The sequence below is a fragment of the Streptomyces sp. NBC_00663 genome, from assembly GCF_036226885.1.
Taxonomy (GTDB): domain Bacteria; phylum Actinomycetota; class Actinomycetes; order Streptomycetales; family Streptomycetaceae; genus Streptomyces.
This window is the reverse complement of record NZ_CP109027.1, coordinates 7854404-7878236: the sequence shown is the minus strand read 5'-3', so window position 1 is coordinate 7878236 and position 23833 is coordinate 7854404. Positions and strand designations below refer to the sequence as shown.

Sequence of the window (23833 nt, the reverse complement as noted above, 5' to 3'; positions counted from 1 at the left end):
CTTCCGCTCCGTAATAAGGTCGCCCCATGCTTGATGCCCTGACGCTCGTGACCGGCGTCGCCGCGCTGCTGCTCGCCGCCTGGTGCGGCTGGGCCGCCTACCGTGATCAGCCGACGAAGGACTGGCACTTCATCGGGATGGCCGTGGTGTCGCTGCTGGCGCTGATCCAGCTGGTCGTGGGGATCGTGCAGCTGGCCCGGGGCGAGAAGCCGGAGCAGGGGACGACGATCTTCGTGGCGTATCTGGTGGGCGCGTTCGCGTGCGTGCCGGCGGCGGGGCTCATGTCGCTGACCGAGCGCTCGAAGTGGGGCTCGGTGACGGCGGCCGCGGGCGGTGTGGTGCTGGCCGTCCTGGAGGTGCGGCTCTATGACATCTGGGGAGGCTGACGTGACGGCGACCGAGGAGAAGCCGGCGCGGCTGATCAGTGGGCCGGGGATGCTGCTGGTCTGGCTGTACGGGGTGATGGTGGTCGGCGCGGTGTCGCGCTCGGCGTACCAGATCGCCACCGAGTTCGACCGCGCGCCACTGGCCTACTCACTGTCCGCCGTGGCGGGGCTGGTCTACGGGTTCATCACGTACTCGCTGGTGCGCGGCGGCGAGACGGCCCGCAAGGCGGCGCGTGTCTGCTGCGCGGCGGAACTGGCGGGCGTACTGATCGTCGGTACGTGGACGCTGGTGGAGCCGTCCGCCTTCCCGGACGCCACCGTGTGGTCGGACTTCGGCATGGGGTACGTCTTCATTCCCGTGCTGCTGCCGATTTCCGCTCTGTACTGGCTGCGGAGGACCACGCGGCAGGGGGATGCCGCCTGAGGTCGTCAGGCGGCTGCGGCTGCGTCCGTGGCTGGTCGCGCCCACGCGGCGGAGCGCACATCGATACAGCCCCGCGCCCCTGAAGGCCCTCGCTATGCCGTTGCTGCGTACGTCCCCGCCGGCTTCTCCAGGACGATCATGGGGACTCCGTCGGCACCCTTGGACGTGCCCACCGCCTCGTAGCCCACCTTGCGGTACAGGCGCAGGTTGCCCTCGCTGCGGTGGCCGGTGAACAGGCGGAACCGGGTGGCGCCGCGCTCCTCGGCCAGGGCCGACTCCGCCGCCCGCAGCAGCCGGGCGCCGATGCCGTGGCCCTGGAGGCGGGGGTGGACGCAGAGCTTGCCGATGGCGGCCGAGCCGTCCTCGGTGACATGGCCGCGGACCGAGCCGACGACCTCCTCGCCGAGCCGGGCCACGAAGACGCAGTCCGAGGCGACCTCCTCACGGACCGAGTCCAGGCTCTGGACGAGCGGATCGATGCGGTAGTTGCCGTACAGCGCCGCCTCGCTCTGGAAGCACAGGTACTGCAACCTGAAGATCTGCTCCGCGTCCTGCACGGTCGCCGCAGAGATGGTCACGCTCATGCCCATGTGCGCACGCCTCCCGCTCACCTGATCGCCTGTCGTCCCTCACTCCTATCCCCGCGCTCCGCGGGCCGCAACCTCCGGTGTGAGCAAACGACGCAGACATCCCAGGCATCTGGAACGTTCCGGACCGAGACTGCCCTGTGAGATACCCAACTCCCCCGCGATTTCCCGGTAGGTGAGGTCCATCGGGGACAGCAGCGCCTCCAGCAGCCGGGGGCAGCGGCCCGGCAATCGGCGGACGGCGTCCCGCAGGGCCCGGCCGCGGGCGGCGGCCAGGGCATGGTCCTCGGGGCTGCGGCCGGCCTCGTCCGCGGGTTCCGTCTCATACGGCCGTTCGAGTCGCGTCGTACGACGGGAGCGGCGTGCCTCGGAGCGGACCGCCCGGCGGAGCCAGCCCGGCGGGTCCACGGGCGGTCCGTCGGTGTCGAGGCGCTCCAGGAGGCGGAGCCAGACCGCCTGTTCCAGATCGCCGGGTTCGGCGCCGGAGGCGTGCGCCTCCGCGGAGGCCTCGGCGGCGAGCAGCGGGCGCAGAGTGGTGAGCAGGTCGGGCGTCATATGGCTCACGACGCGGCCGTCCGGGCGGCGGGTTGCCCGGACGGCCGGTTGTCACCCCAATCGGGGCCGGGCGATCACTGGTTGACGAAGTCCTCGCGGGCCAGCAGGCCGGTGTCCGGGTTGTCGGTGAAGACACCGTCGATACCGGTGGCGAAGTACGTCTTGTAGGCGCCGAAGACATCGCCGTAGGCGTCGGCGTCGGTGCCCTCGCGGAAGCTGGTCGGCAGGAACGGGTTCTCGTTGCGCATGGTGTAGGGGTGGAGGATCAGGCCCACCTTGTGTGCGTCGGCGACCAGGGTGGTCGGCGTGGTGAGGTCGCCGTTCGCGTCCTTCGGGATGACCAGGTCGAGGGTGGGGCCGATGCCCTGGGCGTACCCGGCGATCTCCCGCAGCCCGGCCGGCGTGATCAGGTCGGCGACCGTGCGCGGGTCGCCCGCCTCGACGAAGTCCCAGGGGCGGCTGGTGGCGGAGGAGAGCAGGACGACCAGCGGGTTGTCGACCAGGCGGTTCAGGCGCTGGATGCTGGTCGGCTCGAAGGACTGGAGGATGACCGGCGCGTTGCGGCCGTCCTTGCCGTGCTTGCGCAGCAGCTTCGCGACCCGCTCCTCAAGGCCCAGGCCCAGCTTGCGGAAGTAGGTGGGGTGCTTGGTCTCCGGGTAGATCCACACCTGCCGGCCGCGCTTGCGGGTCTGCTCGTCCTGCCACTTCAGGACCTCTTCGAAGGTGGGGATCTCCCAGCGGCCGTTGTAGAGGGTGTTGTGCGGACGGTTGGCCGGGATGCGCTCGATCGCGCGAAGGGTCTTCAGCTCGGCGAGCGTGAAGTCCTCGGTGAACCAGCCGGTGACGGAGACACCGTCCAGGACCTTGGTCGTCCTGCGGTCGGCGAACTCCTTGTGGTCCGCGACGTCCGTCGTCCCGCCGATCTCCGGCTCATGGCGGCAGACCAGATGACCGTCCTTGGTGGGCACCAGGTCGCCGGCCTCGACGACATGCGCGCCCAGGTCGAGGGCGAGCTGGTACGACCCGAACGTGTGCTCCGGCCGGTAGCCGCTGGCGCCCCGGTGGCCGATGATCGTCGGCACGGGCAGGCTTCTCAGCCCGCCGCCGTGCCGCGCCTCGGTGGCTCCGGCGGCCTCGGCGGCTCTCGCCGTGCCGGACAGGCCGAGGACCGCTCCCCCGGCACCGAGCACGGCCGCGCCGAGCAGCGCCCGCCGTCCGGTTACACCCGTCTGCCCGTCCACGGCCTGAGAATCCTGCGATCCCATGAGCGCCCTCCTTGCGTCGGCTCGTCACTGCGGGCCGATCGTAGGTGCGTGTACATGACCGCGGGGAGACCTGCGGCGGAACACGCGGGTGACGCGGGATGTCGTCCGTGAGGCAGGAGTTGACGGGCCATCAGGCCTCGGGCGCGATGTCCGTCACATCATGGCCGCCAGGTTACGACCGGTATTCGGCACGCCGCCGCAGGTAAACCCGCGTCAACACTGCGTAAGACCTCGGTGAACCCGATGTGCAAGACCCCCCGGGCCGCGAGTATCGTCCTCACCTGCACAGACTTAGACCGATTCCCTTGACACCGGAGGGCCCGTTGTCCCGCTTCGCGCTCATCAAGGCAGTGCTCGGACCGATCATGCGCCTGATGTTCCGCCCACGGGTGGAAGGCGCCGAGCACATCCCGGGGGACGGCCCGGTCATCCTGGCCGGCAACCACGTCACCTTCATCGACTCGATGATCCTTCCGCTCGTCTGCGACCGGCAGGTGTTCTTCATCGGCAAGGACGAGTACGTCACCGGCAAGGGGCTGAAGGGCCGGCTGATGGCCTGGTTCTTCACCGGCACCGGCATGATCCCGGTCGACCGGGACGGCGGCCGGGGCGGGGTCGCGGCACTGATGACCGGACGCCGGGTGCTGGAGGAGGGCAAGGTCTTCGGCATCTACCCCGAGGGCACCCGCTCCCCCGACGGGCGGCTGTACCGGGGGCGCACCGGCATCGCGCGGCTGACCCTGATGACGGGGGCGCCGGTGGTTCCCTTCGCCATGATCGGCACGGATCGGATCCAGCCGGGCGGGGCGGGGATGCCGCGGCCGGCCAAGGTGACCGTTCGGTTCGGTGAGGCCATGGAGTTCTCGCGGTACGACGGGATGGACCGGGATCGGTATGTGCTGCGGGCCGTGACGGATTCCGTGATGACCGAGGTCATGCGGTTGTCGGGGCAGGAGTACGTGGACATGTATGCGACGAAGGCCAAGGAAGCGGCGTAGTTTTCGGCCGACGGCCGGTGGGGGCTGGTCGCGCCCACGCGGCGGAGCCGCACATCGACACAGCCCCGCGCCCCTTAAGGTCGGCCGTCCAACCGTTGGTTTCTCAGCAGGAACCATGCTGCGCATGCCGTAGCGAGCAGGACCGCTGCTCCTGCTCCCGCCGCGATCGTCAGGCCGTCCACGAAGGATTCCCTCGCCGACGTGAGCAGCGCCTGCGCCTGCCGCGTCGGCATTCCTGCCGCTGACTCCACGGCTGCCCCCAGCGACTCGTGGGCGCCCTCGGGTGTCCCCGCCGGGGCCGTGAAGCCCCGGTACACGCCCGTCACGATCGAGCCCAGTACGGCGATACCCAGGGCCGCGCCCAGCTCGTACGCCGTTTCCGAGACCGCGGACGCCGAGCCCGCCTGTTCCTTGGGGACGCCGGACAGGATGACGTCGGCGGTGACGGTGAAGGAGAAGCCGGCGCCTATGCCCACGACCAGGAGGGCCGCGCCCAGCAACGGGTAGCCGGTGGACTGGTCGATGACGGTCAGCGAGGCCAGTGCCACGCCGACCGCAGCCAGGCCGCCGGAGACCACCGCGCGGACCGACCAGCGGCGGGCCGCCCAGCCCGCGATCAGGCCGGCCGCCACCGCGCCCACAGCCGCGGGGAGTTCGGCGAGGCCCGCCTCCAACGGGCGTCGCCCCTGGACGAGTTGCAAGTACTGGGAGAGGAAGAAGACCAGGCCGGACAGGCCGAGGATGGTCAGCAGGTCGGCGAGGACCGCCGCGCTGAAGCCACGGTTGCGGAACAGCCGCATGTCCAACAGGGGTGTCGGCAGGGTCAGTTGGCGGTGGACGAACCAGTACAGGGCCCCCGCGCCGAGGGCGCCGATGCCGAGGATCTCCCAGCCGAAACCGTGTGAGGCCGTCTCCTTGACGGCGTACACCACCGCGATCACGCCCACCAGGGACAGGGTGACACTGGTCAGGTCCCACGGGCCCGGGTTCGGGTTCTTGGACTCCGGCAGCAGCTTGATGCCGACGAGGACCAGGACCGCCATCACGGGCAGGTTGATCAGGAAGACCGAGCCCCACCAGAAGTGTTCGAGCAGGAAGCCACCGGCGATGGGGCCGATCGCGGTGCCCGCGGAGGCCGTCGCGCCCCAGATGCCCACGGCGAGACTGCGTTCCCGCGGGTCATGGAAGAGGTTGCGGATCAGGGCGAGGGTCGCCGGCATGAGGGTCGCGCCCGCGACGCCCAGAAGGGCGCGGGCCAGGATCATCAACTCCGGTGTCGTGGCATAGGCGTTGAGGACCGATATCGCCCCGAACGCCGTGGCTCCGACGAGCAGGATCCTCTTGCGGCCGATACGGTCACCGAGGCTGCCCATGGTGACGAGCAGACCGGCGATGACGAAGGAGTAGACGTCGCCGATCCAGAGGAGCTGGGAGCCGGTGGGATTCAGGTCCTCGCTGATGTAGGGGGTCGCGAGACCGAGGACGGTCGCGTCGACGGCCACCAGCAGCACGGCGAGCACGAGGACGGACAGCGCGAGCCAACGGCCCGGACGCTTGGTCACCGCCTCGATCGTGGTCGCCGGCCGCAAGGTGCTGGTCATGATTCCTCTCTCGGTTCTGCGCGATGCGGTTCTGTGGGGAGCGGTTCTGCGCGACGCGGTTCTGTGGGGAGCGGTTCTGTGGGGTGCGGTTCCGCGTGATGCCTCAGTGCGCCGCCGAGCAGCAGCTCGGCGATCATGTACGTGAAGTCCTTCGCCGCCACGCGGCCCTCCATCACCGCCCAGGCGCCGGAGGCCAGCAGGCCGTACAGCGCCTCGGTGAGCCAGGCCGGGGTCAGGTCGATGCGGAACTCTCCGACGTCCTGACCGCGTCGGAACAGGGCCGCGATGCGCTCGTCGATGCGGGTCCAGCCGGGGTTCTGCTCCTCCCCCTCGAACAGCTGGTTCTCGGTGTAGAGGAAGGCGAGCAGGGCGGCGGCCGGTTCGATCTCTCGGACGAGGCGGTGTACGGCGTCCCGCGCCGGGCCCTCGTCGAGCCGGGCCGCGTCCAGCGCGGCCTCGCACTCCTCGATGCCGAGTGCCTCCAGAGCGCGGACGAGCGCGTCGCGCCCGGCGAAGTGCCGGTGCAGGGTGGCCCTGCTGATCCCCGCACCCTTGGCGACCTCGTCCATGGTCGCGGTGGATTTGCGGGTCAGCAGGGCCGCGGCACTGCGCAGCACATGAGCTCGGTCGACAGCCATGAGACAACCATAGCCCATATGAGACATCAGCGTCTCATTAAAGGCATGGACGTCTCATGCGTGAGGTGCTGAGCAGGGGTTCTGCCGGCTCAGTGCCAGGGCAGGCTGCCGCGCTTCTCCCAGTACGCCCGCGGCTCCTCCGCCAGCGCGGCGAGCCGCGCGAGCTGGTCCTCGTCCAGGTCCACGACGGCCGCGTGCAGGTTGGAGGCCAGCTGGGTGGTGGTCGCCGCTCCGGACAGGACGACACCGGCCCACGGCTGGCGCAGGACCAGGGCGAGGGCGACCGCGTCACAGCCGAGAGACGTCTCCTCGGCCACGGCCTTCAGGGTGTCCGGCGCGTGCGGGGCCGCGAGCCTGCCGTTGGCCATGCCCTCCTTGACGATCACCGTGAGACCGGCGTCGTGGGCCTCGGCGAGGGCGGGCGCGGCGGAGGTCTCCAGGGCGTTGTACGTCGACTGGACGGTGCGGAAGAGGGGCTCGCCGTCGACCGTCACCTCCAGGGCGGCGCGGATGGCGTCCGCCTGGGCGGGGCCGCTGGTGGAGAAGCCGATGCTGATGCCGTCGGCGGCGGCCTCGGCGAGCTTGCCGTGCAGTTCCTTGTCGGTGAGGGCCGGGCTGTCCGGGGTCACCGAGTGGATTTGATAGAGGTCCAGGTGGTCGCCGAGGAGCTCGGCGGTTTCGCGGCGCTGGCGTTCGTAGGTGTCGAGGCCGTGGTCCTTGACCTCGTGCTTCTCGGCGTCGGTGGTCCAGGCGGCGGTGTAGGTGTAGCCCCACTTGCTGCCGATGACCACGTCGTTCCGGCCGGGGTCGGCGTTGAGCCAGTCCGCGAGGAACTCCTCGGAACGGCCGTAGGAGCGGGCCGCGTCGAAGTAGCGGACGCCCTGGGCGTAGGCGGCGTCGAGGAGTTCGTGGGTGCGGGTGCGCAGCGATTCGACGCTGCGATCGTCGCCGAGGTCTTCGCCGCGACCGAGGTTGATGTAGCCGGGGCGGCCGACGGCTGCGAGGCCCAGTCCGATGTGGCAGGTGGGGGTGGTCGCTGTGGCCAGGCGGGCGAAGGGCATCGCGGGCTCCGTTGGGTCGGCTCAAGGCTGTTCACCAACTTAACCCGCGATGACCTTCGCTTCAGAGCTCGGGTGGTGCGGTGCGTTGTGCGGGTGCGGGTGATTCGTGGTTGCTCGCGCCGTTCCCCGCGCCCCTGGCGGCGCTGCCCCTAACGCTTCTTCGCAGTGGCCCAGGCGTGCTGGACCTCCACGTTCTCCTTCACCTCCGCCAGCTGGATCGCCACCGCGCTCGGGGCCGTGCCGCCGCGGCCGTTGCGGGACGCCAACGCGCCCTTGACGTTGAGGACCTTGCGGACCTCCGGGGTGAGGTGGGTGGAGATCTTCGCGAACTGGTCATCCGTCAGTTCGTCGAGCTCCTTGCCCTCGGCCTCGGCGGCCTTGACGCACTCGCCGGCGACCTCGTGGGCGACACGGAAGGGGACGCCCTGCTTGACCAGCCACTCGGCGATGTCGGTGGCGAGGGAGAAGCCGGCCGGGGCCAGCTCCTCCATGCGCTCGCGGTTGACGGTGAGGGTGGCCATCATGCCGGTGAAGGCGGGGAGGAGGACCTCCAGCTGGTCGCAGGAGTCGAAGACCGGCTCCTTGTCCTCCTGGAGGTCGCGGTTGTAGGCGAGGGGGAGCGCCTTCAGCGTCGCCATCAGACCCGTCAGGTTGCCGATCAGGCGGCCCGACTTGCCGCGCGCCAGCTCCGCGATGTCGGGGTTCTTCTTCTGCGGCATGATCGACGAGCCAGTGGAGAACGCGTCGTGCAGGGTCACGAAGGAGAACTCCTTCGTGTTCCAGATGATGATCTCCTCGGCGATCCGGGAGAGGTTCACACCGATCATCGCGGTGATGAAGGCGAACTCCGCGACGAAGTCACGCGAGGCCGTGCCGTCGATGGAGTTGCCGACGCTGCCGTGCTCGAAGCCGAGGTCCCTCGCCACCGCCTCCGGGTCCAGGCCGAGGGAGGAGCCGGCCAGGGCGCCGGCACCGTAGGGCGACACGGCCGTGCGGGCGTCCCACTGGCGCAGCCGCTCCGCGTCCCGGGAGAGGGCCTGGGCATGGGCCAGGACGTGGTGGGCGAAGAGCACCGGCTGGGCGTGCTGGAGGTGGGTGCGGCCGGGCATCGCCACGTCCGCGTGGGCCTCGGCGAGGCCGATCAGGGCGTCCTGGAGGTCGGCGATGAGGCCGCCGATGATCCGGGCGTGGTCCCGCAGGTACATCCGGAAGAGGGTCGCCACCTGGTCGTTGCGGGAGCGGCCGGCGCGGAGCTTGCCGCCGAGGTCGGGGCCGAGGCGCTCCAGGAGGCCGCGCTCCAGGGCGGTGTGGACGTCCTCGTCGGCGATGGTGCCGACGAAGGAGCCGGCGACGACGTCGGCCTCCAGCTGGTCGAGCCCGGCGATCATGCGCTGAAGCTCGTCCTCGGTGAGGAGCCCCGCCTTGTGCAGCACGCGCGCGTGGGCACGCGAACCGGCGATGTCGTAGGGAGCCAGCCGCCAGTCGAAGTGCACGGACGCGGACAGCTTGGCCAGGGCCTCGGCGGGACCGTCGGCGAAACGGCCGCCCCAGAGCCGGACGTCACCGCTGTTGCTGCTCACTTGCGTTGCTCCTCATCGCCGCATTCAAGGTTATGCATGAGTATGCAGACCTCTGCATGATTCGTCAATCTGACGTGTTTTTGAGGTTCCCTTTGAACATGGGAAACCGCTTGCTCGTACCTCCCCCCGAACGCAGGCGCCGCGTTTGTACACACGACGAACACCACGACACTCCCGACCCTTGTGAGGCATCCGCATGTCCAGGGCCCTTCCGAAGTACAACAAGCGCCGCGTCGCCCTCATCGGCAGCGCTACCGCACTGGTGCTGACCGGTGCGGTGATCGCCGGTTCCGCCCTCGCCGGGGAGAGCTCCAAGAGCAGCGGCAACGACACCGCCCGCACCCTCGCGAGCCCCGGCACCATCACCTGCCCGGACGTCGCCTCCCAGCTCCCGGACATCCCGGCGAGCGCGCAGGCCGAGATCGACCGCAACCTCACCCTCCTCCAGACCCAGATCGACGAGGCCAACAAGCGTCTCGCCGACACCGTCGGCCAGGGCGGACCCAACTTCGTCCAGAACGCCATTCTGGGCCCGCTGGAGGACAAGCGGATCGCGACCGTCAACCGCATGGCCACCGCGATCGGCCGTACGGCGGAGAAGCCCCAGGGTCTCGACGCGCTCGCGCCCTGCACCCTCAACGCCGACGGCGCCGCGGACACCGGCGAGGAGGCCGAGGCCACGCCGAGCGCCCCCGCCTCGGAGGCCGCCGGGGACACGGGCCAGGACGCCGGACAGGACACCGGCAACGCGGGCGAGGACACGGGCGACGCGGACAACGCCGGCGTCGGCACCATCACCTGCCCGGACGTCGCCTCCCAGCTCCCCGCCGTCCCGGCCTCCGCGCAGGCCGAGGTCGACCGCAACCTCGCGCTGCTCCAGACCCAGATCGACGAGGCGAACACGCGCCTGGTCAACACGGTCGGCCAGGGCGGACCCAACTTCGTCCAGAACGCCATCCTCGGCCCGCTGGCGGACAAGCGGACGTCCACGATCGACCGCATCGCCATCTCCATCGGCCGCACCGCCGAGAAGCCCCAGGGCCTCGGTTCCCTGGCCACCTGCACGCTCACCCAGTGACGTGACAGGTGCTGTGGCCGCCCCGAGTGATGCGCCGGCCGGGGCGGCCACGGCGGGGGCCTGGGAAGCGGCGGGCCAATTCATTAGACAGGCGAAATACCTGCACCCATAATCGTTAGACATGGGAAAGACTTACGAGCGTATAGACGGCCGGCTGCGCACTTTCATCGAGGCGCAGCCCCTCTTCTTCACCGCGACCGCCCCCCTCTCCGGCGACGGCACGGTCAACCTCTCCCCCAAGGGGCTCAAGGGATCCTTCGCGGTCCTCGACGAACTCACCGTCGCCTACCTGGACTTCGCCGGCTCCACCGCGGAGACGGTCGCCCATCTGCGGGAGAACGGCCGGATCACGCTCATGTGGTGTGCCTTCCAGGGCCCGCCCAACATCGTCCGGGTGCACGGCGAGGGCGAGGCGGTGCTGCGCGACGACCCCCGCTTCAAGGAACTGCTCACGCACTTCCCGGACATCGACCCGAGCCTGCACGGTCTGCGGGCGATCATCGTCGTGACGGCCCGGCAGATCCGCGACTCCTGCGGCTACGCGGTGCCCTTCATGACGTACGACGAGGACCGCGATCTGCACGCCCGGCGCTTCGCGCGCGAGGACGACGACTCCCTGAGCGCCTACTTCGCCAAGAAGGAGCACATCGCGACGAGCCTGGATGGCCTACCCGGGCTGCCGTTGCCGCTGCCGCCCTCTACCGTCTGAGCCATGGGCTCCCCCGCCGTCGCCACGGCTCTCGTGTCCGCGTCCCTCCTCGTGCTCGGCGCCGCTCCCGACGGCGGGCAACTCCCGCTTCCCGCGCGCATGGCCGACACCGGGGGCGGCAGCCAGCTGATCACCGCGGTCGCCCCGAAGAGCAGCGCCACCTCCGGCATGGTCACCTGGTGGGACCTCAGCAACGGGCGGTGGGTGAAGGCCGGTTCGGCGACGGCGCGGTTCGGGGCGAACGGCCTCGTGGAGGGCACCTCGCGGAAGCAGGGGACGAACACGACACCGGCGGGGCTGTACGAGCTGCCGTACGCCTTCGGCATCAAGGGCGCGCCGAGCGGGACCTCGTACAAGTACCGTCCGGTGCGCGCGAGTTCCTGGTGGTGTCAGGACAACGACTCGCGCGTCTACAACCGTTGGAGCGAGCCGCGCGCCAAGGACTGCCGGGCCACCGAGTCCGAGCATCTGATCGCCTACGAGAAGCAGTACGCGTACGCCATGGTGATCGGGTTCAACTACACGAAGCCGGTGCGCGGGCGGGGGGCCGGCATCTTCCTTCATGTCAACGGCGCCGGGGCGACGGCGGGTTGTGTGTCGGTGTCCGGTGAGGCGATGCGGCGGATCCTGCGGTGGGCCGACCCGGGCCGGGAGCCGCACATCGCGATCGGTACGACGGCCGGGAGTACGGCGATCACCCGGTACTGAGCCGGACGGTGAAGGTGGTCGAGCCCGGTGTGCTCCGCAGGCTCACTTCTCCGCCGTGCGCCTCCGCCACCGCGGCCACGATCGACAGGCCCAGGCCCGCGCCGCCACCCGGGGCGTCGGTGCGGCGGCGGTCGGCTCGGGTGAAGCGTTCGAAGACGCCGGGCTGGATGTCCTCAGGGACACCTGGGCCGTCGTCGTGGACCGTGAGGACGGCCGACGTGTCCTCGGTCTCCAGGGAGACCGTCACCTCGGTGCCGACGGGTGTGTGCCCACGCGCGTTGGCCAACAGGTTGGCCACCACCTGTTGCAGGCGGTGGGCGTCGCCGGTGACCGTCACCGGCTCCTCGGGGAGTTCCAGGGTCCAGCGGTGGCCAGGACCCGCGGCCCGGGCGTCGGTGACCGCGTCGAGGACCAGCATCGTGAGGTCGACGGGGCGGCGCTCCAGGGGGCGGCCCGCGTCCAGCCGGGCCAGCAGCAGCATCTCGTCGACCATCTCGCCCATGCGGGACGACTCGGCGGCGATGCGTTCCAGGGCCCGGGTGATCTCCGGCGGAACCGGGCCGGGGTGCAGCAACGCCAGTTCCGCGTGGCCGCGCACCGACGCGACCGGGGTGCGCAGTTCATGGCTGGCGTCGGCCGCGAAGCTGCGCAGCCGCTCCTCGCTGGCGTGCCGTTTGGTGAGGGCGTCCTCGACATGGCCCAGCATGCGGTTGAAGGCGCCGGCGACCCGGCCGATCTCACTGCGGGGGTCCGATACCGGGGCCCGGGGCGGCAGCGCCACCTCGCCGCTGGCCAGTGGGAGTTCGCTGACCCGGGTGGCGGTCGCCGCGACCCGGCTGAGCGGGCGCAGCGACCAGCGCACCCAGAGGGCGCCGGCCACACCGGTGACGGTGAGGGCGAGGCCGAAGACGATCCCGGCGAGCAGTTCGAGGCGGTGGACCGTGGCCTCCACGGGCTCCATCGGCAGCCCGGTGATCAGGGTGTCGCCGTCGAGGCCGCTCGACACCAGCACGCGGTAGTCGTCCAGCGCGGAGAGCTCCACGGTGCGGCCCTTGCCGTCGGCCGGGAGCGCCGCGAGCCGTTTCTCGTCGCGCTCGGTCAGGGTGACGTCCTTGGTGCCGCTCGGACGGACGACCGCGGCGTGGGTGACCGTGCCGTCGACCAGCCGGGCGCCGAAGGTGCCGGTGGCCTGGCGACGGGTGTCGCCGCGATCGTCACTGTCGTGGTCGCCGGAGGCGCCGGGAAGGTCTCCCTTGTGCTCCAGGCTCACCGCGAACCGGTTCCCCGCCTCGGCCAGCTGCTCGTCGAGGCGGCCGGTGAGAAAGCCGCGCAGTCCGACGACGGCGGCCACGCCGACCGCGGCGCAGCTCACCGCCAGCAGCACCACCAGGCCGAGGGTGAGCCGGGCGCGCATCGTGTGCGGCCGGGGCACCTTCATGAGGCCACCGGCTTGAGCACATACCCGGCCCCGCGCACGGTGTGGATCATCGGCTCGCGCCCCGCGTCCACCTTCTTGCGCAGATAGGAGATGTACAGCTCGACGACATGGGCCCGGCCGCCGAAGTCGTACGACCAGACCCGGTCGAGGATCTGCGTCTTGCTGAGCACCCGGCGCGGGTTGCGCATGAGGAAGCGCAGCAGCTCGAACTCGGTAGGGGACAGCTCGATCAGCTCGCCCGCCCGGGTCACCTCGCGGGCCTCCTCGTCCATGACCAGGTCGCCGACGGTCAGCCGCGGTCCCTCCTCCATCTGGCGGGCCATGCCGGCGCGGCGCAGCAGGCCGCGGATCCGGGCGACGACCTCCTCCAGGCTGAAGGGCTTGGTGACGTAGTCGTCGCCGCCCGCGGTGATCCCGGTGATGCGGTCCTCGACCGCGTCCCGCGCGGTCAGGAACAGCACGCACACATCGGGCTTCACGGTGTGCAGGGAGCGCAGCACGGTGAAGCCGTCGGTGTCCGGGAGCATCACGTCGAGCACGACCGCGTCCGGCATCAGTTCCCGGGCCGCGGTCACCGCCGTGGCGCCGTCGCCGGCCGTGCGGACCTCCCAGCCCTCGTAGCGCAGGGCGCCGGAGAGCACCTCGGCGAGATCGGGATCGTCGTCGACGACGAGGACACGCAGGGATGTGCCGTCGGGTCGGGCGAGGGCCGGGCGGCCGGAGCGGGTGGTGTTCATCGCCCTCCCAGGATCACCCCTCGCGGGGGCCGCGGGCGCCGTCGGATGCTCTGAGTTTGCTCTGAGTGGGCTGAGCGGGGTGCCGTTTCAGAGGGTCCTGAGAAGTTACGGCGGCACAGTGACGTCCCTGGCAGGAGACGGACAGGAGAAGGGCGCACACATGACCACCGTGTACGAACGGCGGGCGGCACCGGCCGTGGCGCCACCCGCTCCACGCTCCCCCGCGGGCGCGGTGCTCGCCGTGCTGTGGGCGGGGGCGGCGGCCGTGGTCGGCCTGTGGTGGGCGGACACCGGCACGGTGGTCGGCGCTGCGGGCTGGCTGACGGGTGCCGGGCGGATCGCCGGGCTGCTGTGCGGGTACCTCTGCGCGGTGCTGGTCGGGCTGATGGCCCGGGTGCCGCTGCTGGAGCGGCGGATCGGCTCCGACCGGGTGGCGCGCTGGCATGCCATGGCCGGGCGTTACACGGTCTGCCTGCTGGTCGCGCACATCGTGCTGATCCTGCTCGGCTACGCCGCCCAGGACCGGGCCTCGGTCTGGCACGAGACGGTGACGGTGGTCCTGGACTACCCGGACATGCTGAAGGCGGCCTTCGGCACGCTGATCCTCTTCGCGGTCGGCGTCACCTCGGCGCGTGCCGCCCGCCGCCGCCTCAGTTACGAGTTCTGGTACTACGTCCATCTGCTCACGTACGCGGCCGTGTTCCTGGCCTTCTTCCACCAGCTGACGCTGGGCGAGGACTTCAGCGGCCACACCGCGGCCACGGCCGCCTGGTACGTGCTGTACCTCGGGGTGGCGGCCCTGGTGCTGTGGTTCCGGGTCCTCGCACCGGTGCGGCTGAACCGGCGGCACCGGCTGCGGGTGGAGTCGGTGCACCGGGAGGCGCCGGGCGTGTTCTCCGTCGTCGTCCGCGGACGGCGGCTGGACGAGCTCGGTGCGCGGGCCGGGCAGTTCTTCCGCTGGCGGTTCCTGGGCCAGGGTCTGGGCTGGACGTCGACGCCGTACTCGCTGTCGGCGCCGCCGCGCCCGGACCTCATGCGGATCACCGTCAAGGCGCTCGGCGGCCACAGCGCGGCCGTGGCGCTGCTGCGGCCCGGCACCCGGGTGTGGGCGGAGGGGCCGTACGGCTCGCTGACCGGGGACCGGCGGACCGTGTCCCGCTCGCTGCTGATCGGGGCCGGGGTGGGCGTCACCCCGCTGCGCGCCCTCTTCGAGACGCTGCCCGGCGATGTCGCCTTCCTCTACCGGGCCCGCACGGTCGAGGACCTGGCCCTCGGCGGCGAACTGGAGGCCATCGCCCGCCGCCGCGGCACCGCGGTGCGCTACGCCCTCAACGGGCCGGACGGGAGGCGCCCGGACCTCTCCGCCGCCGCCCTGCGCGCGGCCTTCCCGGACATCGCCGAGCGGGACGTCTACATCTGCGGTCCGGAGGGCTTCGCCCGCGAGCTGTACGAGGCGCTGCGCACCGCCGGTGTGCCGGACCGCCGTATCCACCACGAGTCGTTCGAACTCTGAGAGTTGTAAGGCCGCTGCCATGCACGCGTTGAAGAAGAACCGCCCCCTGCGCCGGATCGTGCTGGCGAGTGCCGCTACGGTCTCCGGGGTGGTGCTGCTGCTGTCGTTCAAGCCGCACACCGCTCCGGCGACCGCGCTGGCCGTCCCCGCGCCGTCGGGCAGCGCCCAGGTCACCGGCACGAAGACCGTGACCGGCGACTCCGTGGACACCCGCTGGGGCCCGGTCCAGGTGCGTATCACCGTCACGAACGGCAAGCTCACCGAGGTGACCGCGGTCGTCTACCCCCAGGAGAATCCACGGGACCAGCAGATCAACAGCTACGCCATACCGACCCTGCGCACCGAGGCCCTCCAGGCGCAGAGTGCGGACATCGACACGGTGTCGGGGGCCACGTACACAAGTGACGGTTACCGCCAGTCACTTCAGTCCGCACTGGACTCGATGAGCGGCTGAACACACGGGCGTCGCCACACGTACCTGAGGGCCAAGGGACCACGCCACCCCCCTTGATCCGTCCCCGGAGGAACCGTGACCACGACGCTCGCAGGCGGCCGCGCCGCCCGCCGCCAGACGATGCGCCGCATCCGCCCGCGCCGCTCCCCGGCCGTCCCGCTGCTGCTCGCCCTGTGGGCGGGCGCGGCGGCGGTGCTGTGGCTGTGGTGGGACAACACCCCGTCCCTCGCGGACAACACCGCCAGGATCCTGGCCGCGGGCCGGATCACCGGTCTGCTCGCCGGCTATCTGATGGCGCTGGTCGTCCTCCAGATGGCCCGGGTGCCGGCGCTGGAGCGGCGGGTGGGCTCGGACCGGGTCGCCCGCTGGCACGCGATGAGCGGCCGGTACACGGTGAGCCTGGTCGTCGCGCACGTCTTCCTGATCACCTGGGCGTACGCGCTCCAGGCCGGCAAGACGCTCGGCGATGTCGTGCAGCAGTTCATGGACATCGTCACGACCCTGCCGGACATGGGCAAGGCGGCCATCGGCACCGGACTGCTGGTGGTCATCGCCCTCCTGTCGGTCGGCGGCGTCCGGCGCAGGCTGCCGTACGACACCTGGTACCACGTGCATCTGCTCACCTACGCCGTGGTGTTCCTGACGTTCTGGCACCAGATCACCACCGGCAACGAGTTCGCCGTCCAGCCGACCGCGAAGACCTTCTGGTACGGGCTGTACGGCATCGTCACCGCGCTGGTGGTCTGGTACCGGATCCTCACCCCGCTCCGCCTCAACCTGCGCCACCGGATGTACGTCGAGGCGGTCATCGAGGAGACGCCGGGCATCGTGTCGGTGCTGATCGGCGGGAAGAAGCTGCACCGGATGGGCGCGGAGGCCGGGCAGTTCTTCCGCTGGCGGTTCATGGCACCCGGCATGCGGTTCAGCTCCCACCCGTACTCGCTGTCGGCGGCGCCCCGCCCGGACATGCTGCGCATCACCGTCAAGGCGATCGGCGACCACACCGCCCGGCTGCGTGAGCTGCGCCCCGGCACGCGCGTGTGGGCCGAGGGCCCTTACGGCGCCCTGACCGCCCAGCGCCGCACCCGCGGCAAGGTGCTGCTGGTCGCGGGCGGCGTCGGCATCACGCCGATGCGGGCGCTGTTCGAGACGCTGCCCGGCGCGGCCGGCGACATCACCCTGCTCTACCGGGCCAACAGCACCCAGGACCTGGCGCTGTGGGACGAGCTGGCCGCCATCGCCGACGAGCGGGGCGCCCGGCTGATGTACGCGGTCAACAGTCCGGACGGCGAGCGGCCCGACATCTCGGCGGATCGGCTGCGGCAGAAGCTGCCGGACATCGACGACCACGACGTGTTCCTGTGCGGGCCGCCCGGCTTCGCGCAGTCGGTGTACGACTCCCTGCGCGGCGCGGGTGTGCCCGCCCGCCGCATCCACCACGAGTCGTTCGAGATGTGAGCGCTCGAACCGCGAGCGACGGTCCCGCACGGACGTCACGGCCCCCAACTCTGCCCGGCCGCAACAGACTTCAGGAGTTCATTCAGCCATGAGGAAGAGTCATCCGATCCGGCGTGTCGTCCTGGCCGGCGCCGCCACCGTCTCCGGGATCGTGCTGCTGCTGTCGTTGAAACCGGCGTCCGACCCGGCCTCGGCGGCCGGCGCGGCCCCGCCCGCCGCCGCCCAGGAGTCGGCGCAGGGCGGCGCGCAGGCGGCGGGGACCACCTCGTTCACCGGGGACGCCACGCAGACCCAGTACGGCGCCGTCCAGGTCCGTATCACCGTCGACGGCACCAAGATCACCAAGTCGGAGGCGGTGAAGGCACCGCAGGGCGGCACCAGCACCGAGAAGACCAACCTCGCGGTGCCCAAGCTCAACGCGGCGGTGGTCGCCCAGCAGAGCCCCGACATCGACACGGTGTCGGGGGCGACGTACACGAGCGAGGGCTACAAGAAGTCCCTCCAGTCGGCGATCGACAAGGCGAACGCCGCGGCGCCGCCGCAGTCCGCGCAGCCGTCCCAGCCCTCCCAGCCGTCCCAGAGCGCGTCCGCCCCCGCCCAGGGGGCCGCCTCCAAGACCGTCACCGGCACGGTCGCGCAGACGCAGTACGGCCCCGTCCAGGTCCGGATCACCGTCAGCAACGGGAAGATCACCAAGGCGGAGGCGGTGCAGGCGCCGAGCGGGGGCCAGAGCACCCAGAAGACCGAGCTGTCCGTGCCGAAGCTCAACGCGGCGGCGGTCGCGGCCGGCAGCGCGGACATCGACTCGGTGTCCGGAGCCACCTACACCAGCGCGGGCTACAAGAAGTCCCTCCAGTCGGCGCTGGACCAGGCCGGTGGCTGACACCGTGGCCGGGCCGGCAGAAGCTCCCGCCGCGGTACGTCATGCGGAGGAGGTCATGGGGACCGTCTTCTCCTTCGACGTCCGCGGCGGGGACCCCGACACCGTCAGGGCGGCACTCGCGGAGGCGGTCGCCGGCCTGCACCGCGTCGACGCCGTCTTCAGCACGTACCGCGAGGACAGCCAGATCTCCCGGCTGGCCCGCGACGAACTGACGGTGGCGGAGTGCGACCCCGAGGTCGCTGAGGTCCTGGAACTGGGCGCGGAGGCCGAACGGTTGAGCGACGGCTGGTTCAGCCTCCACTACGAGGGCCGGCTCGACCCGACGGGCATCGTCAAGGGCTGGGCGGTGGAGCGCGCGGCCCGACGCCTGCTCAGGGCGGGCGCGACCGGGGTCAGCCTCAACGGCGGCGGGGATGTCCAGCTGCTGGGAACGCCGGGGCCGCAGCGGCCGTGGCGGGTGGGGGTCGCGGACCCGTTGCGGCCGGGGGGCTTGGCGGCGGTGGTGTCGGCGGCGGGCACGAGCGAGCTGGCCGTGGCGACATCGGGTACGGCGGAACGCGGCGCCCACATAGTCGACCCGCGCACGGGCCGCTCGGCGGTCACCGACCTGGTGGCGGTGACGGTGGTGACCCCGAGCGTGACCTGGGCGGACTGCTGGGCGACCGCAGCCTTCGCGATGGGTTCGCGGGAGGGCTTGCGCTGGCTGGAGTCGCTACCTGACGTGGAGGCACTGCTGATCACGGCGGGCGACGAGGTGAGATGTACGGGAGGCCTGGCTTCAAGACTCGGCTAAGTGGACGTCCCTAGGGGGCGCGGGGCTGTATCGATTTGCGGCTGCGGGGCGTGGGCGCGACCAGCCCCCACGCCCCGCAGCCGACAACGCTCAATGCCCGTTCTGAGCCAACCGCAACAAATGCTCGGCCAGGGCCTGCCCACCCACCGGATCCCGACTGATCAACAACAACGTGTCGTCACCGGCAATGGTCCCCAAAATGTCATGCAGCTCAGCCTGATCAATGGCCGAGGCAAGGAACTGCGCAGCACCCGGCGGCGTCCGCAACACGACAAGGTTCGCCGAAGCCTCCGCGGAGATCAGCAGTTCCTGCGACAACCGCCGCATCCGCTCTTCCTTCGCGGACTCCCCGAGCGGCGCCCGAGGCGTACGGAACCCGCCCTCACTGGGCACCGCATAGATCAGGTCACCGTCGTTGTTGCGGATCTTCACCGCGTTGAGCTCGTCGAGGTCCCGGGAGAGCGTCGCCTGTGTGACGCTCAGCCCGTCGTCGGACAGCAGCTTCGCCAACTGGCTCTGCGACCGCACCGGTTGCCGGTTGAGGATGTCCACGATCCGGCGGTGCCGCGCCGTGCGGGTCTGCGGCACCGCAGGCCCGCCCGCCCCGTTCTGCTCATGCTCCTGCGCCTGGCTCATCGACGTCTCATTTCTCCGGATCATCCGTCCCCGTGGGCCGCGTCAAGAATGCCGGGCAGCTCCTGGAGCAGCGCCGCCACCTCGTCGTCGCCGAGGTTCAGCGGCGGCATCAGCCGTACGACATCGGGGGCGGGCGCGTTCACCAGGAAGCCGGCGTCCTGAGCCGCCTGCTGCACCTGGGGCGCGAGCGGCTCGGTGAGCACGATACCCAGGAGCAGCCCGGAGCCCCGGACGTGGTCGACCAGCGGGTGCCCCAGCGACTCGATTCCCTCACTGAGCGCCGCGCTCTGCCGCTTCACGTTCTCCAGCAGGCCCTCACCGGCGATGGTGTCGAGCACGGCGAGTCCCGCGGCGCAGGCGACCGGGTTGCCGCCGAAGGTCGTGCCGTGGTGGCCCGGCTGGAGCAGCTCCGCGGCCCGCCCGAAGGCGACGGTCGCGCCGAGCGGCAGTCCACCGCCGAGTTGCTTGGCGAGGGTCACGACGTCCGGCAGGACGCCCTCGTGGGCCTGGTACTCGAACCAGTTCCCGGTCCGGCCGATGCCGGTCTGCACCTCGTCGAGGACGAGCAGCGCGCCCTTGGCCGCGGTGATCGCCCTGGCCGCCTTGAGGTAGCCGGTGGGCGGGACCACGACGCCGTTCTCGCCCTGGACGGGCTCGATGACGACGAACGCGGTGTCCTCGGTGACCGCGGCGGCCAGCGCCTGCGCGTCGCCGTAGGGCACATGCGTGACGTCACCCGGCAGCGGCAGGAACGGGGTCTGCTTGGCGGGCTGGCCGGTGAGGGCGAGGGAGCCCATGGTGCGGCCGTGGAAGCCGCCCTGCGTGGCGACCATGTGGCTGCGCCCGGTCAGCCGGCCGATCTTGAAGGCGGCCTCGTTGGCCTCGGCGCCGGAGTTGCAGAAGAAGACCCTGCCGTCCCGGCCGAAGAGCTGGAGCAGGCGTTCGGCGAGGGCAATCGTCGGCTCGGCCATGAAGAAGTTGGAGATGTGGCCGAGGGACGAGATCTGCCGGCTCACGGCGTCGACGATCGCCGGGTGGGCGTGGCCGAGCGCGTTGGTGGCGATGCCGCCGACCCAGTCCTGGTACTGCTTGCCCGCGCTGTCCCAGACCTTGAGGCCCTCACCGCGGACGAGGGGGAGGCGCGGGGTGCCGTAGTTGTTCATGAGCGAGCCCTGCCACCGCTGGGTGAGCTCCTGATTGTCGGTCATTCCCCATCCCCCTCTTGCGCGTCCGGCACGACCATCGTGCCGATGCCTTCGTCGGTGAAGATCTCCAGCAGGATCGAGTGCTGGACCCGCCCGTCGATGACCCGGGCGGTGGTGACGCCGTTGCGCACGGCGTGCAGACAGCCCTCCATCTTGGGAACCATGCCGGAGCTCAACTCCGGCAGCAGCTTCTCCAGTTGGGAGGCGGTGAGGCGGCTGATCACCTCGTCGCTGTGCGGCCAGTCCTCGTAAAGGCCCTCGACGTCCGTGAGGACCATGAGGGTTTCGGCGCCCAGCGCAGCAGCGAGTGCCGCAGCCGCCGTATCAGCATTGACGTTGTAGACATGTCCGTCGTCCTGGCTACGGGCGATCGACGAGACGACCGGGATGCGGCCGTCGGCGAGGAGTGCCTCGATCGCGCCCGTGTCGATCGCGGTGATCTCGCCCACCCGCCCGATGTCGACCAACTCGCCGTCGATCTCGGGCTGGTGCTTGGTGGCGGTGATGGTGTGCGCGTCCTCGCCGGTCAATCCCACGGCCAGCGGCCCGTGCTGATTGAGGAGCCCGACCAGCTCGCGCTGGACCTGTCCGGCCAGCACCATCCGTACGACGTCCATGGCGTCCTCGGTGGTGACGCGGAGGCCGGCCTTGAACTCGCTGACGATGCCGTGCCGGTCGAGGGCAGCGCTGATCTGCGGGCCGCCGCCGTGCACGACGACCGGCTTGAGGCCCGCGTGGTGCAGGAAGACGACGTCCTGGGCGAACGCGGCCTTGAGGTCCTCGTCGATCATGGCGTTGCCGCCGAACTTGATGACGACGGTCCTGCCGTTGTGGCGGACCAGCCAGGGCAGCGCCTCGATGAGGATCTGGGCCTTGGGGAGGGCGGTGTGCTTCCGCGCGGGTGGGTTGCTCATGAGGAGTACGCGCTGTTCTCGTGGACGTAGTCGGCGGTGAGGTCGTTGGTCCAGATCGTGGCGGTCTCGGCGCCGGCGGCGAGGTCGGCGACGATGTGCACCTCGCGGTAGCGCATGTCGACGTTGTCGCGGTCCTCGCCGACGCCGCCGTTCTTGCAGACCCAGACGCCGTTGATGGCGACGTTGAGCTGGTCCGGCTCGAAGGCGGCCCTGGTGGTGCCGATCGCGGAGAGCACGCGGCCCCAGTTGGGGTCCTCGCCGTGGATGGCGCACTTGAGGAGGTTGTTGCGGGCGATGGAGCGGCCCACCTCGACGGCGTCCTCCTCGGTCGCGGCGCCCACCACCTCGACCTTGATGTCCTTGCTGGCGCCCTCTGCGTCCCGGATGAGCTGCTGACCGAGGTCGTCGCAGACCTGGCGTACGGCCTCGGCGAACTCGTCGTGGGCCGGGGCGACTTCGGCGGCACCCGACGCGAGCAGCAGGACCGTGTCGTTGGTGGACATGCAGCCGTCGGAGTCGACGCGGTCGAAGGTGGTGCGGGTGGCGGCCCGAAGCGCCTTGTCCAGCACGTCGCTCGGGAGGTCCGCGTCCGTGGTCAGGACGACCAGCATGGTGGCGAGGCCGGGGGCGAGCATGCCCGCGCCCTTCGCCATGCCGCCGACCGTCCAGCCGTCCCGCGTCACGACGGACGTCTTGTGGACGCTGTCGGTGGTCTTGATGGCGATGGCGGCCTTCTCGCCGCCGTGCTCGGAGAGCTGGGCCGCGGCCGTCTCGACTCCCGGCAGCAGCTTGTCCATCGGGAGCAGGACGCCGATGAGGCCGGTGGAGGCGACGGCCACCTCGATGGCGCCGATACCGAGGGCGTCGGCGGCCTTCTCGGCGGTGGCGTGGGTGTCCTGGAAGCCCTTGGGGCCGGTACAGGCGTTGGCGCCTCCGGAGTTGAGGACGACGGCCGTCAACTGCCCGTCCTTGAGGACCTGTTCGGACCACACGACGGGGGCGGCCTTCACACGGTTGGAGGTGAAGACACCGGCGGCGGCGCGGCGGGGCCCGTCGTTGACCACGAGGGCCAGGTCGGGGTTGCCGTTCTCCTTGATTCCGGCGGCGATGCCCGCAGCCCGGAATCCCTTGGCTGCCGTGACACTCACGGTGCGACTCCGATCGTGGAAAGCCCGGTGGTCTCGTCGAGACCGAGGGCGATGTTCATGCTCTGTACGGCACCGCCCGCGGTGCCCTTGGTGAGGTTGTCGATGGCGCTGATCGCGATGATGCGGCCGGCGGTCTCGTCGTACGCGACCTGCACCTGAACGGCGTTGGAACCGTAGACGGACGCGGTGGCGGGCCACTGTCCCTCGGGAAGCAGGTGGACGAAGGGCTCGTCGGCGTAGGCCTTCTCGTAGGCGGCGCGGACGGACTCGGCGGTGACCCCGTCACGGGCCTTGGCGCTGCACGTGGCGAGGATGCCGCGGGGCATCGGCGCGAGGGTCGGGGTGAAGGAGACGGTGATCCGCTCCCCCGCGACCCCGCTGAAGTTCTGGATCATCTCGGGCGTGTGCCGGTGGCCGCCGCCGACGCCGTACGGCGTCATGGACCCCATGACCTCACTGCCCAGCAGATGCGCCTTGGGTGCCTTGCCCGCGCCGGAGGTGCCGGAGGCGGCGACGATCACGGCCTCGGCCTCGGCGATCCCGGCGGCGTACGCCGGGAAGAGGGCCAGCGTGGCGGCGGTCGGGTAGCAACCGGGCACCGCGATGCGCTTGGACCCCTCCAGCGCGGCACGGGCACCCGGAAGTTCGGGCAGGCCGTAGGGCCAGGTCCCGGCGTGCGGGGAGCCGTAGAACCTCTCCCAGTCGGCGGCGTCCTTGAGCCGGAAGTCGGCGCCCATGTCGACGACCAGGACGTCCGGGCCGAGCTGCTCGGCGACCGCGGCGGACTGGCCGTGGGGCAGCGCGAGGAACACGACGTCATGCCCGGCGAGCACCTCGGGGGTGGTCTCCTGGAGCACTCGGTCGGCCAGCGGCAGCAGGTGCGGCTGCAAAGCGCCCAGCTTCTGGCCCGCGTTGGAGTTGCCGGTCAGGGCACCGATCTCGACCTCGGGGTGGGCCAGGAGCAGCCGCAGGACCTCGCCGCCCGCATAACCACTCGCTCCGGCCACTGCCGCACGTACCGCCATGTCACCCTCCTCTTGGATGGCATGACTATACGCAGCGAT

At 70.9% G+C, this 23833-nt stretch carries 25 protein-coding genes; 11 read left to right on the top strand and 14 right to left on the bottom strand.

The window, feature by feature from the left end; translation table 11 throughout:
• Positions 1 to 26: 26 nt before the first annotated feature.
• Positions 27 to 386: a hypothetical protein gene (locus OG866_RS35715; RefSeq protein ID WP_329341238.1), complete on the top strand. Its 360-nt coding sequence runs from the start codon at positions 27 to 29 to the stop codon at positions 384 to 386.
• Positions 367 to 810 (top strand): hypothetical protein, encoded by a 444-nt coding sequence (locus OG866_RS35710; protein ID WP_329341237.1) that lies wholly within the window; start codon positions 367 to 369, stop codon positions 808 to 810. Before OG866_RS35715 ends, OG866_RS35710 begins: the two co-directional genes overlap by 20 nt.
• Positions 811 to 902: 92 nt before the next feature.
• On the opposite strand, the gene OG866_RS35705 is transcribed toward OG866_RS35710, so the two are convergent.
• The 3 genes from OG866_RS35705 to OG866_RS35695 form a co-directional block, all read right to left on the bottom strand.
• The gene (locus OG866_RS35705; RefSeq protein ID WP_329341235.1) at positions 903 to 1400 is read right to left on the bottom strand and encodes a GNAT family N-acetyltransferase; all 498 of its coding nucleotides are present in this window, start codon (positions 1398 to 1400) and stop codon (positions 903 to 905) included.
• A gap of 45 nt (positions 1401 to 1445) precedes the next feature.
• The gene (locus tag OG866_RS35700; RefSeq protein WP_329344443.1) at positions 1446 to 1952 is read right to left on the bottom strand and encodes an RNA polymerase sigma factor; all 507 of its coding nucleotides are present in this window, start codon (positions 1950 to 1952) and stop codon (positions 1446 to 1448) included.
• Between the two features lie 74 nt (positions 1953 to 2026).
• Positions 2027 to 3217: a glycerophosphodiester phosphodiesterase gene (locus OG866_RS35695; RefSeq protein WP_329341233.1), complete on the bottom strand. Its 1191-nt coding sequence runs from the start codon at positions 3215 to 3217 to the stop codon at positions 2027 to 2029.
• Between the two features lie 323 nt (positions 3218 to 3540).
• Here OG866_RS35695 and OG866_RS35690 point away from each other — a divergent pair, with 323 nt between their 5' ends.
• Positions 3541 to 4215 (top strand): lysophospholipid acyltransferase family protein, encoded by a 675-nt coding sequence (locus tag OG866_RS35690; RefSeq protein ID WP_329344442.1) that lies wholly within the window; start codon positions 3541 to 3543, stop codon positions 4213 to 4215.
• Between the two features lie 74 nt (positions 4216 to 4289).
• Here the strand turns inward: OG866_RS35690 and OG866_RS35685 are convergent, their stop codons facing one another.
• The 4 genes from OG866_RS35685 to argH form a co-directional block, all read right to left on the bottom strand.
• Positions 4290 to 5816 (bottom strand): MFS transporter, encoded by a 1527-nt coding sequence (locus tag OG866_RS35685; RefSeq protein WP_329341231.1) that lies wholly within the window; start codon positions 5814 to 5816, stop codon positions 4290 to 4292.
• On the bottom strand, positions 5813 to 6454 hold the full coding sequence (locus OG866_RS35680) for a TetR/AcrR family transcriptional regulator (protein ID WP_329341229.1): 642 nt from the start codon (positions 6452 to 6454) through the stop codon (positions 5813 to 5815). Before OG866_RS35680 ends, OG866_RS35685 begins: the two co-directional genes overlap by 4 nt.
• Before the next feature lie 89 nt (positions 6455 to 6543).
• Positions 6544 to 7515 (bottom strand): aldo/keto reductase, encoded by a 972-nt coding sequence (locus OG866_RS35675; RefSeq protein WP_329341228.1) that lies wholly within the window; start codon positions 7513 to 7515, stop codon positions 6544 to 6546.
• A 149-nt stretch (positions 7516 to 7664) separates the two neighbouring features.
• Complete coding sequence (argH, locus tag OG866_RS35670; RefSeq protein ID WP_329341227.1) at positions 7665 to 9095, bottom strand: argininosuccinate lyase; 1431 nt, start codon at positions 9093 to 9095, stop codon at positions 7665 to 7667.
• A gap of 196 nt (positions 9096 to 9291) precedes the next feature.
• Between argH and OG866_RS35665 the strand changes: the two genes are divergently transcribed.
• The 3 genes from OG866_RS35665 (at position 9292) to OG866_RS35655 (ending at position 11590) form a co-directional block, all read left to right on the top strand.
• Positions 9292 to 10173, top strand: a complete 882-nt coding sequence (locus OG866_RS35665; RefSeq protein WP_329341226.1) for a hypothetical protein — start codon at positions 9292 to 9294, stop codon at positions 10171 to 10173.
• Between the two features lie 121 nt (positions 10174 to 10294).
• The gene (locus tag OG866_RS35660; protein WP_329341225.1) at positions 10295 to 10882 is read left to right on the top strand and encodes a pyridoxamine 5'-phosphate oxidase family protein; all 588 of its coding nucleotides are present in this window, start codon (positions 10295 to 10297) and stop codon (positions 10880 to 10882) included.
• A gap of 3 nt (positions 10883 to 10885) precedes the next feature.
• On the top strand, positions 10886 to 11590 hold the full coding sequence (locus OG866_RS35655) for a L,D-transpeptidase family protein (RefSeq protein WP_329341224.1): 705 nt from the start codon (positions 10886 to 10888) through the stop codon (positions 11588 to 11590).
• Here the strand turns inward: OG866_RS35655 and OG866_RS35650 are convergent.
• Positions 11577 to 13028, bottom strand: a complete 1452-nt coding sequence (locus OG866_RS35650) for a sensor histidine kinase (protein WP_329341223.1) — start codon at positions 13026 to 13028, stop codon at positions 11577 to 11579. The two genes, OG866_RS35655 and OG866_RS35650, sit on opposite strands and share 14 nt — an antisense overlap.
• Positions 13025 to 13765 (bottom strand): response regulator transcription factor, encoded by a 741-nt coding sequence (locus tag OG866_RS35645; RefSeq protein WP_329341222.1) that lies wholly within the window; start codon positions 13763 to 13765, stop codon positions 13025 to 13027. Before OG866_RS35645 ends, OG866_RS35650 begins: the two co-directional genes overlap by 4 nt.
• Before the next feature lie 160 nt (positions 13766 to 13925).
• Here OG866_RS35645 and OG866_RS35640 point away from each other — a divergent pair, with 160 nt between their 5' ends.
• The 5 genes from OG866_RS35640 to OG866_RS35620 all read left to right on the top strand — a co-directional run bounded on the left by OG866_RS35640 (position 13926) and on the right by OG866_RS35620 (position 18866).
• Positions 13926 to 15278, top strand: coding sequence for a ferredoxin reductase family protein (locus OG866_RS35640; protein WP_329341220.1), 1353 nt, complete (start codon positions 13926 to 13928; stop codon positions 15276 to 15278).
• A 19-nt stretch (positions 15279 to 15297) separates the two neighbouring features.
• Complete coding sequence (locus OG866_RS35635; protein ID WP_329341219.1) at positions 15298 to 15732, top strand: FMN-binding protein; 435 nt, start codon at positions 15298 to 15300, stop codon at positions 15730 to 15732.
• Between the two features lie 75 nt (positions 15733 to 15807).
• Positions 15808 to 17190, top strand: coding sequence for a ferredoxin reductase family protein (locus OG866_RS35630; protein ID WP_329341216.1), 1383 nt, complete (start codon positions 15808 to 15810; stop codon positions 17188 to 17190).
• A gap of 88 nt (positions 17191 to 17278) precedes the next feature.
• Complete coding sequence (locus OG866_RS35625; RefSeq protein ID WP_329341214.1) at positions 17279 to 18073, top strand: FMN-binding protein; 795 nt, start codon at positions 17279 to 17281, stop codon at positions 18071 to 18073.
• A gap of 4 nt (positions 18074 to 18077) precedes the next feature.
• Positions 18078 to 18866: an FAD:protein FMN transferase gene (locus tag OG866_RS35620; RefSeq protein ID WP_329344440.1), complete on the top strand. Its 789-nt coding sequence runs from the start codon at positions 18078 to 18080 to the stop codon at positions 18864 to 18866.
• A 90-nt stretch (positions 18867 to 18956) separates the two neighbouring features.
• Here OG866_RS35620 and OG866_RS35615 read toward each other — a convergent pair whose 3' ends face one another.
• From OG866_RS35615 to argC, 5 genes are read right to left on the bottom strand one after another with little or no spacing between them, the layout of a single operon-like run.
• A complete protein-coding gene (locus OG866_RS35615) occupies positions 18957 to 19502 on the bottom strand; it encodes an arginine repressor (protein ID WP_329341213.1) in 546 nt (181 codons plus the stop codon).
• 20 nt (positions 19503 to 19522) lie between these two features.
• Positions 19523 to 20710 (bottom strand): acetylornithine transaminase, encoded by a 1188-nt coding sequence (locus tag OG866_RS35610; RefSeq protein WP_329341212.1) that lies wholly within the window; start codon positions 20708 to 20710, stop codon positions 19523 to 19525.
• Positions 20707 to 21621 carry an acetylglutamate kinase gene (gene argB / locus OG866_RS35605; protein WP_329341210.1) on the bottom strand — a complete coding sequence of 305 codons (915 nt, stop codon included), beginning with the start codon at positions 21619 to 21621 and terminating at the stop codon, positions 20707 to 20709. Before argB ends, OG866_RS35610 begins: the two co-directional genes overlap by 4 nt.
• A complete protein-coding gene (gene argJ, locus OG866_RS35600; RefSeq protein ID WP_329341208.1) occupies positions 21618 to 22769 on the bottom strand; it encodes a bifunctional glutamate N-acetyltransferase/amino-acid acetyltransferase ArgJ in 1152 nt (383 codons plus the stop codon). The genes argB and argJ overlap by 4 nt, the downstream gene beginning before the upstream one ends.
• Positions 22766 to 23794: an N-acetyl-gamma-glutamyl-phosphate reductase gene (gene argC / locus OG866_RS35595; RefSeq protein WP_329341207.1), complete on the bottom strand. Its 1029-nt coding sequence runs from the start codon at positions 23792 to 23794 to the stop codon at positions 22766 to 22768. The genes argJ and argC overlap by 4 nt, the downstream gene beginning before the upstream one ends.
• Positions 23795 to 23833 lie beyond the last annotated feature (39 nt).

Coding starts and splice junctions, on each gene's coding strand:
- OG866_RS35715 (WP_329341238.1), top strand. CDS start 27: ATGCTTGATGCCCTGACGCTCGTGACCGGCGTCGCCGCGCTGCTGCTC.
- OG866_RS35710 (WP_329341237.1), top strand. CDS start 367: ATGACATCTGGGGAGGCTGACGTGACGGCGACCGAGGAGAAGCCGGCG.
- OG866_RS35705 (WP_329341235.1), bottom strand. CDS start 1,400: ATGGGCATGAGCGTGACCATCTCTGCGGCGACCGTGCAGGACGCGGAG.
- OG866_RS35700 (WP_329344443.1), bottom strand. CDS start 1,952: ATGACGCCCGACCTGCTCACCACTCTGCGCCCGCTGCTCGCCGCCGAG.
- OG866_RS35695 (WP_329341233.1), bottom strand. CDS start 3,217: ATGGGATCGCAGGATTCTCAGGCCGTGGACGGGCAGACGGGTGTAACC.
- OG866_RS35685 (WP_329341231.1), bottom strand. CDS start 5,816: ATGACCAGCACCTTGCGGCCGGCGACCACGATCGAGGCGGTGACCAAG.
- OG866_RS35680 (WP_329341229.1), bottom strand. CDS start 6,454: ATGGCTGTCGACCGAGCTCATGTGCTGCGCAGTGCCGCGGCCCTGCTG.
- OG866_RS35675 (WP_329341228.1), bottom strand. CDS start 7,515: ATGCCCTTCGCCCGCCTGGCCACAGCGACCACCCCCACCTGCCACATC.
- OG866_RS35665 (WP_329341226.1), top strand. CDS start 9,292: ATGTCCAGGGCCCTTCCGAAGTACAACAAGCGCCGCGTCGCCCTCATC.
- OG866_RS35660 (WP_329341225.1), top strand. CDS start 10,295: ATGGGAAAGACTTACGAGCGTATAGACGGCCGGCTGCGCACTTTCATC.
- OG866_RS35655 (WP_329341224.1), top strand. CDS start 10,886: ATGGGCTCCCCCGCCGTCGCCACGGCTCTCGTGTCCGCGTCCCTCCTC.
- OG866_RS35650 (WP_329341223.1), bottom strand. CDS start 13,028: ATGAAGGTGCCCCGGCCGCACACGATGCGCGCCCGGCTCACCCTCGGC.
- OG866_RS35645 (WP_329341222.1), bottom strand. CDS start 13,765: ATGAACACCACCCGCTCCGGCCGCCCGGCCCTCGCCCGACCCGACGGC.
- OG866_RS35640 (WP_329341220.1), top strand. CDS start 13,926: ATGACCACCGTGTACGAACGGCGGGCGGCACCGGCCGTGGCGCCACCC.
- OG866_RS35635 (WP_329341219.1), top strand. CDS start 15,298: ATGCACGCGTTGAAGAAGAACCGCCCCCTGCGCCGGATCGTGCTGGCG.
- OG866_RS35625 (WP_329341214.1), top strand. CDS start 17,279: ATGAGGAAGAGTCATCCGATCCGGCGTGTCGTCCTGGCCGGCGCCGCC.
- OG866_RS35615 (WP_329341213.1), bottom strand. CDS start 19,502: ATGAGCCAGGCGCAGGAGCATGAGCAGAACGGGGCGGGCGGGCCTGCG.
- OG866_RS35610 (WP_329341212.1), bottom strand. CDS start 20,710: ATGACCGACAATCAGGAGCTCACCCAGCGGTGGCAGGGCTCGCTCATG.
- argB (WP_329341210.1), bottom strand. CDS start 21,621: ATGAGCAACCCACCCGCGCGGAAGCACACCGCCCTCCCCAAGGCCCAG.
- argC (WP_329341207.1), bottom strand. CDS start 23,794: ATGGCGGTACGTGCGGCAGTGGCCGGAGCGAGTGGTTATGCGGGCGGC.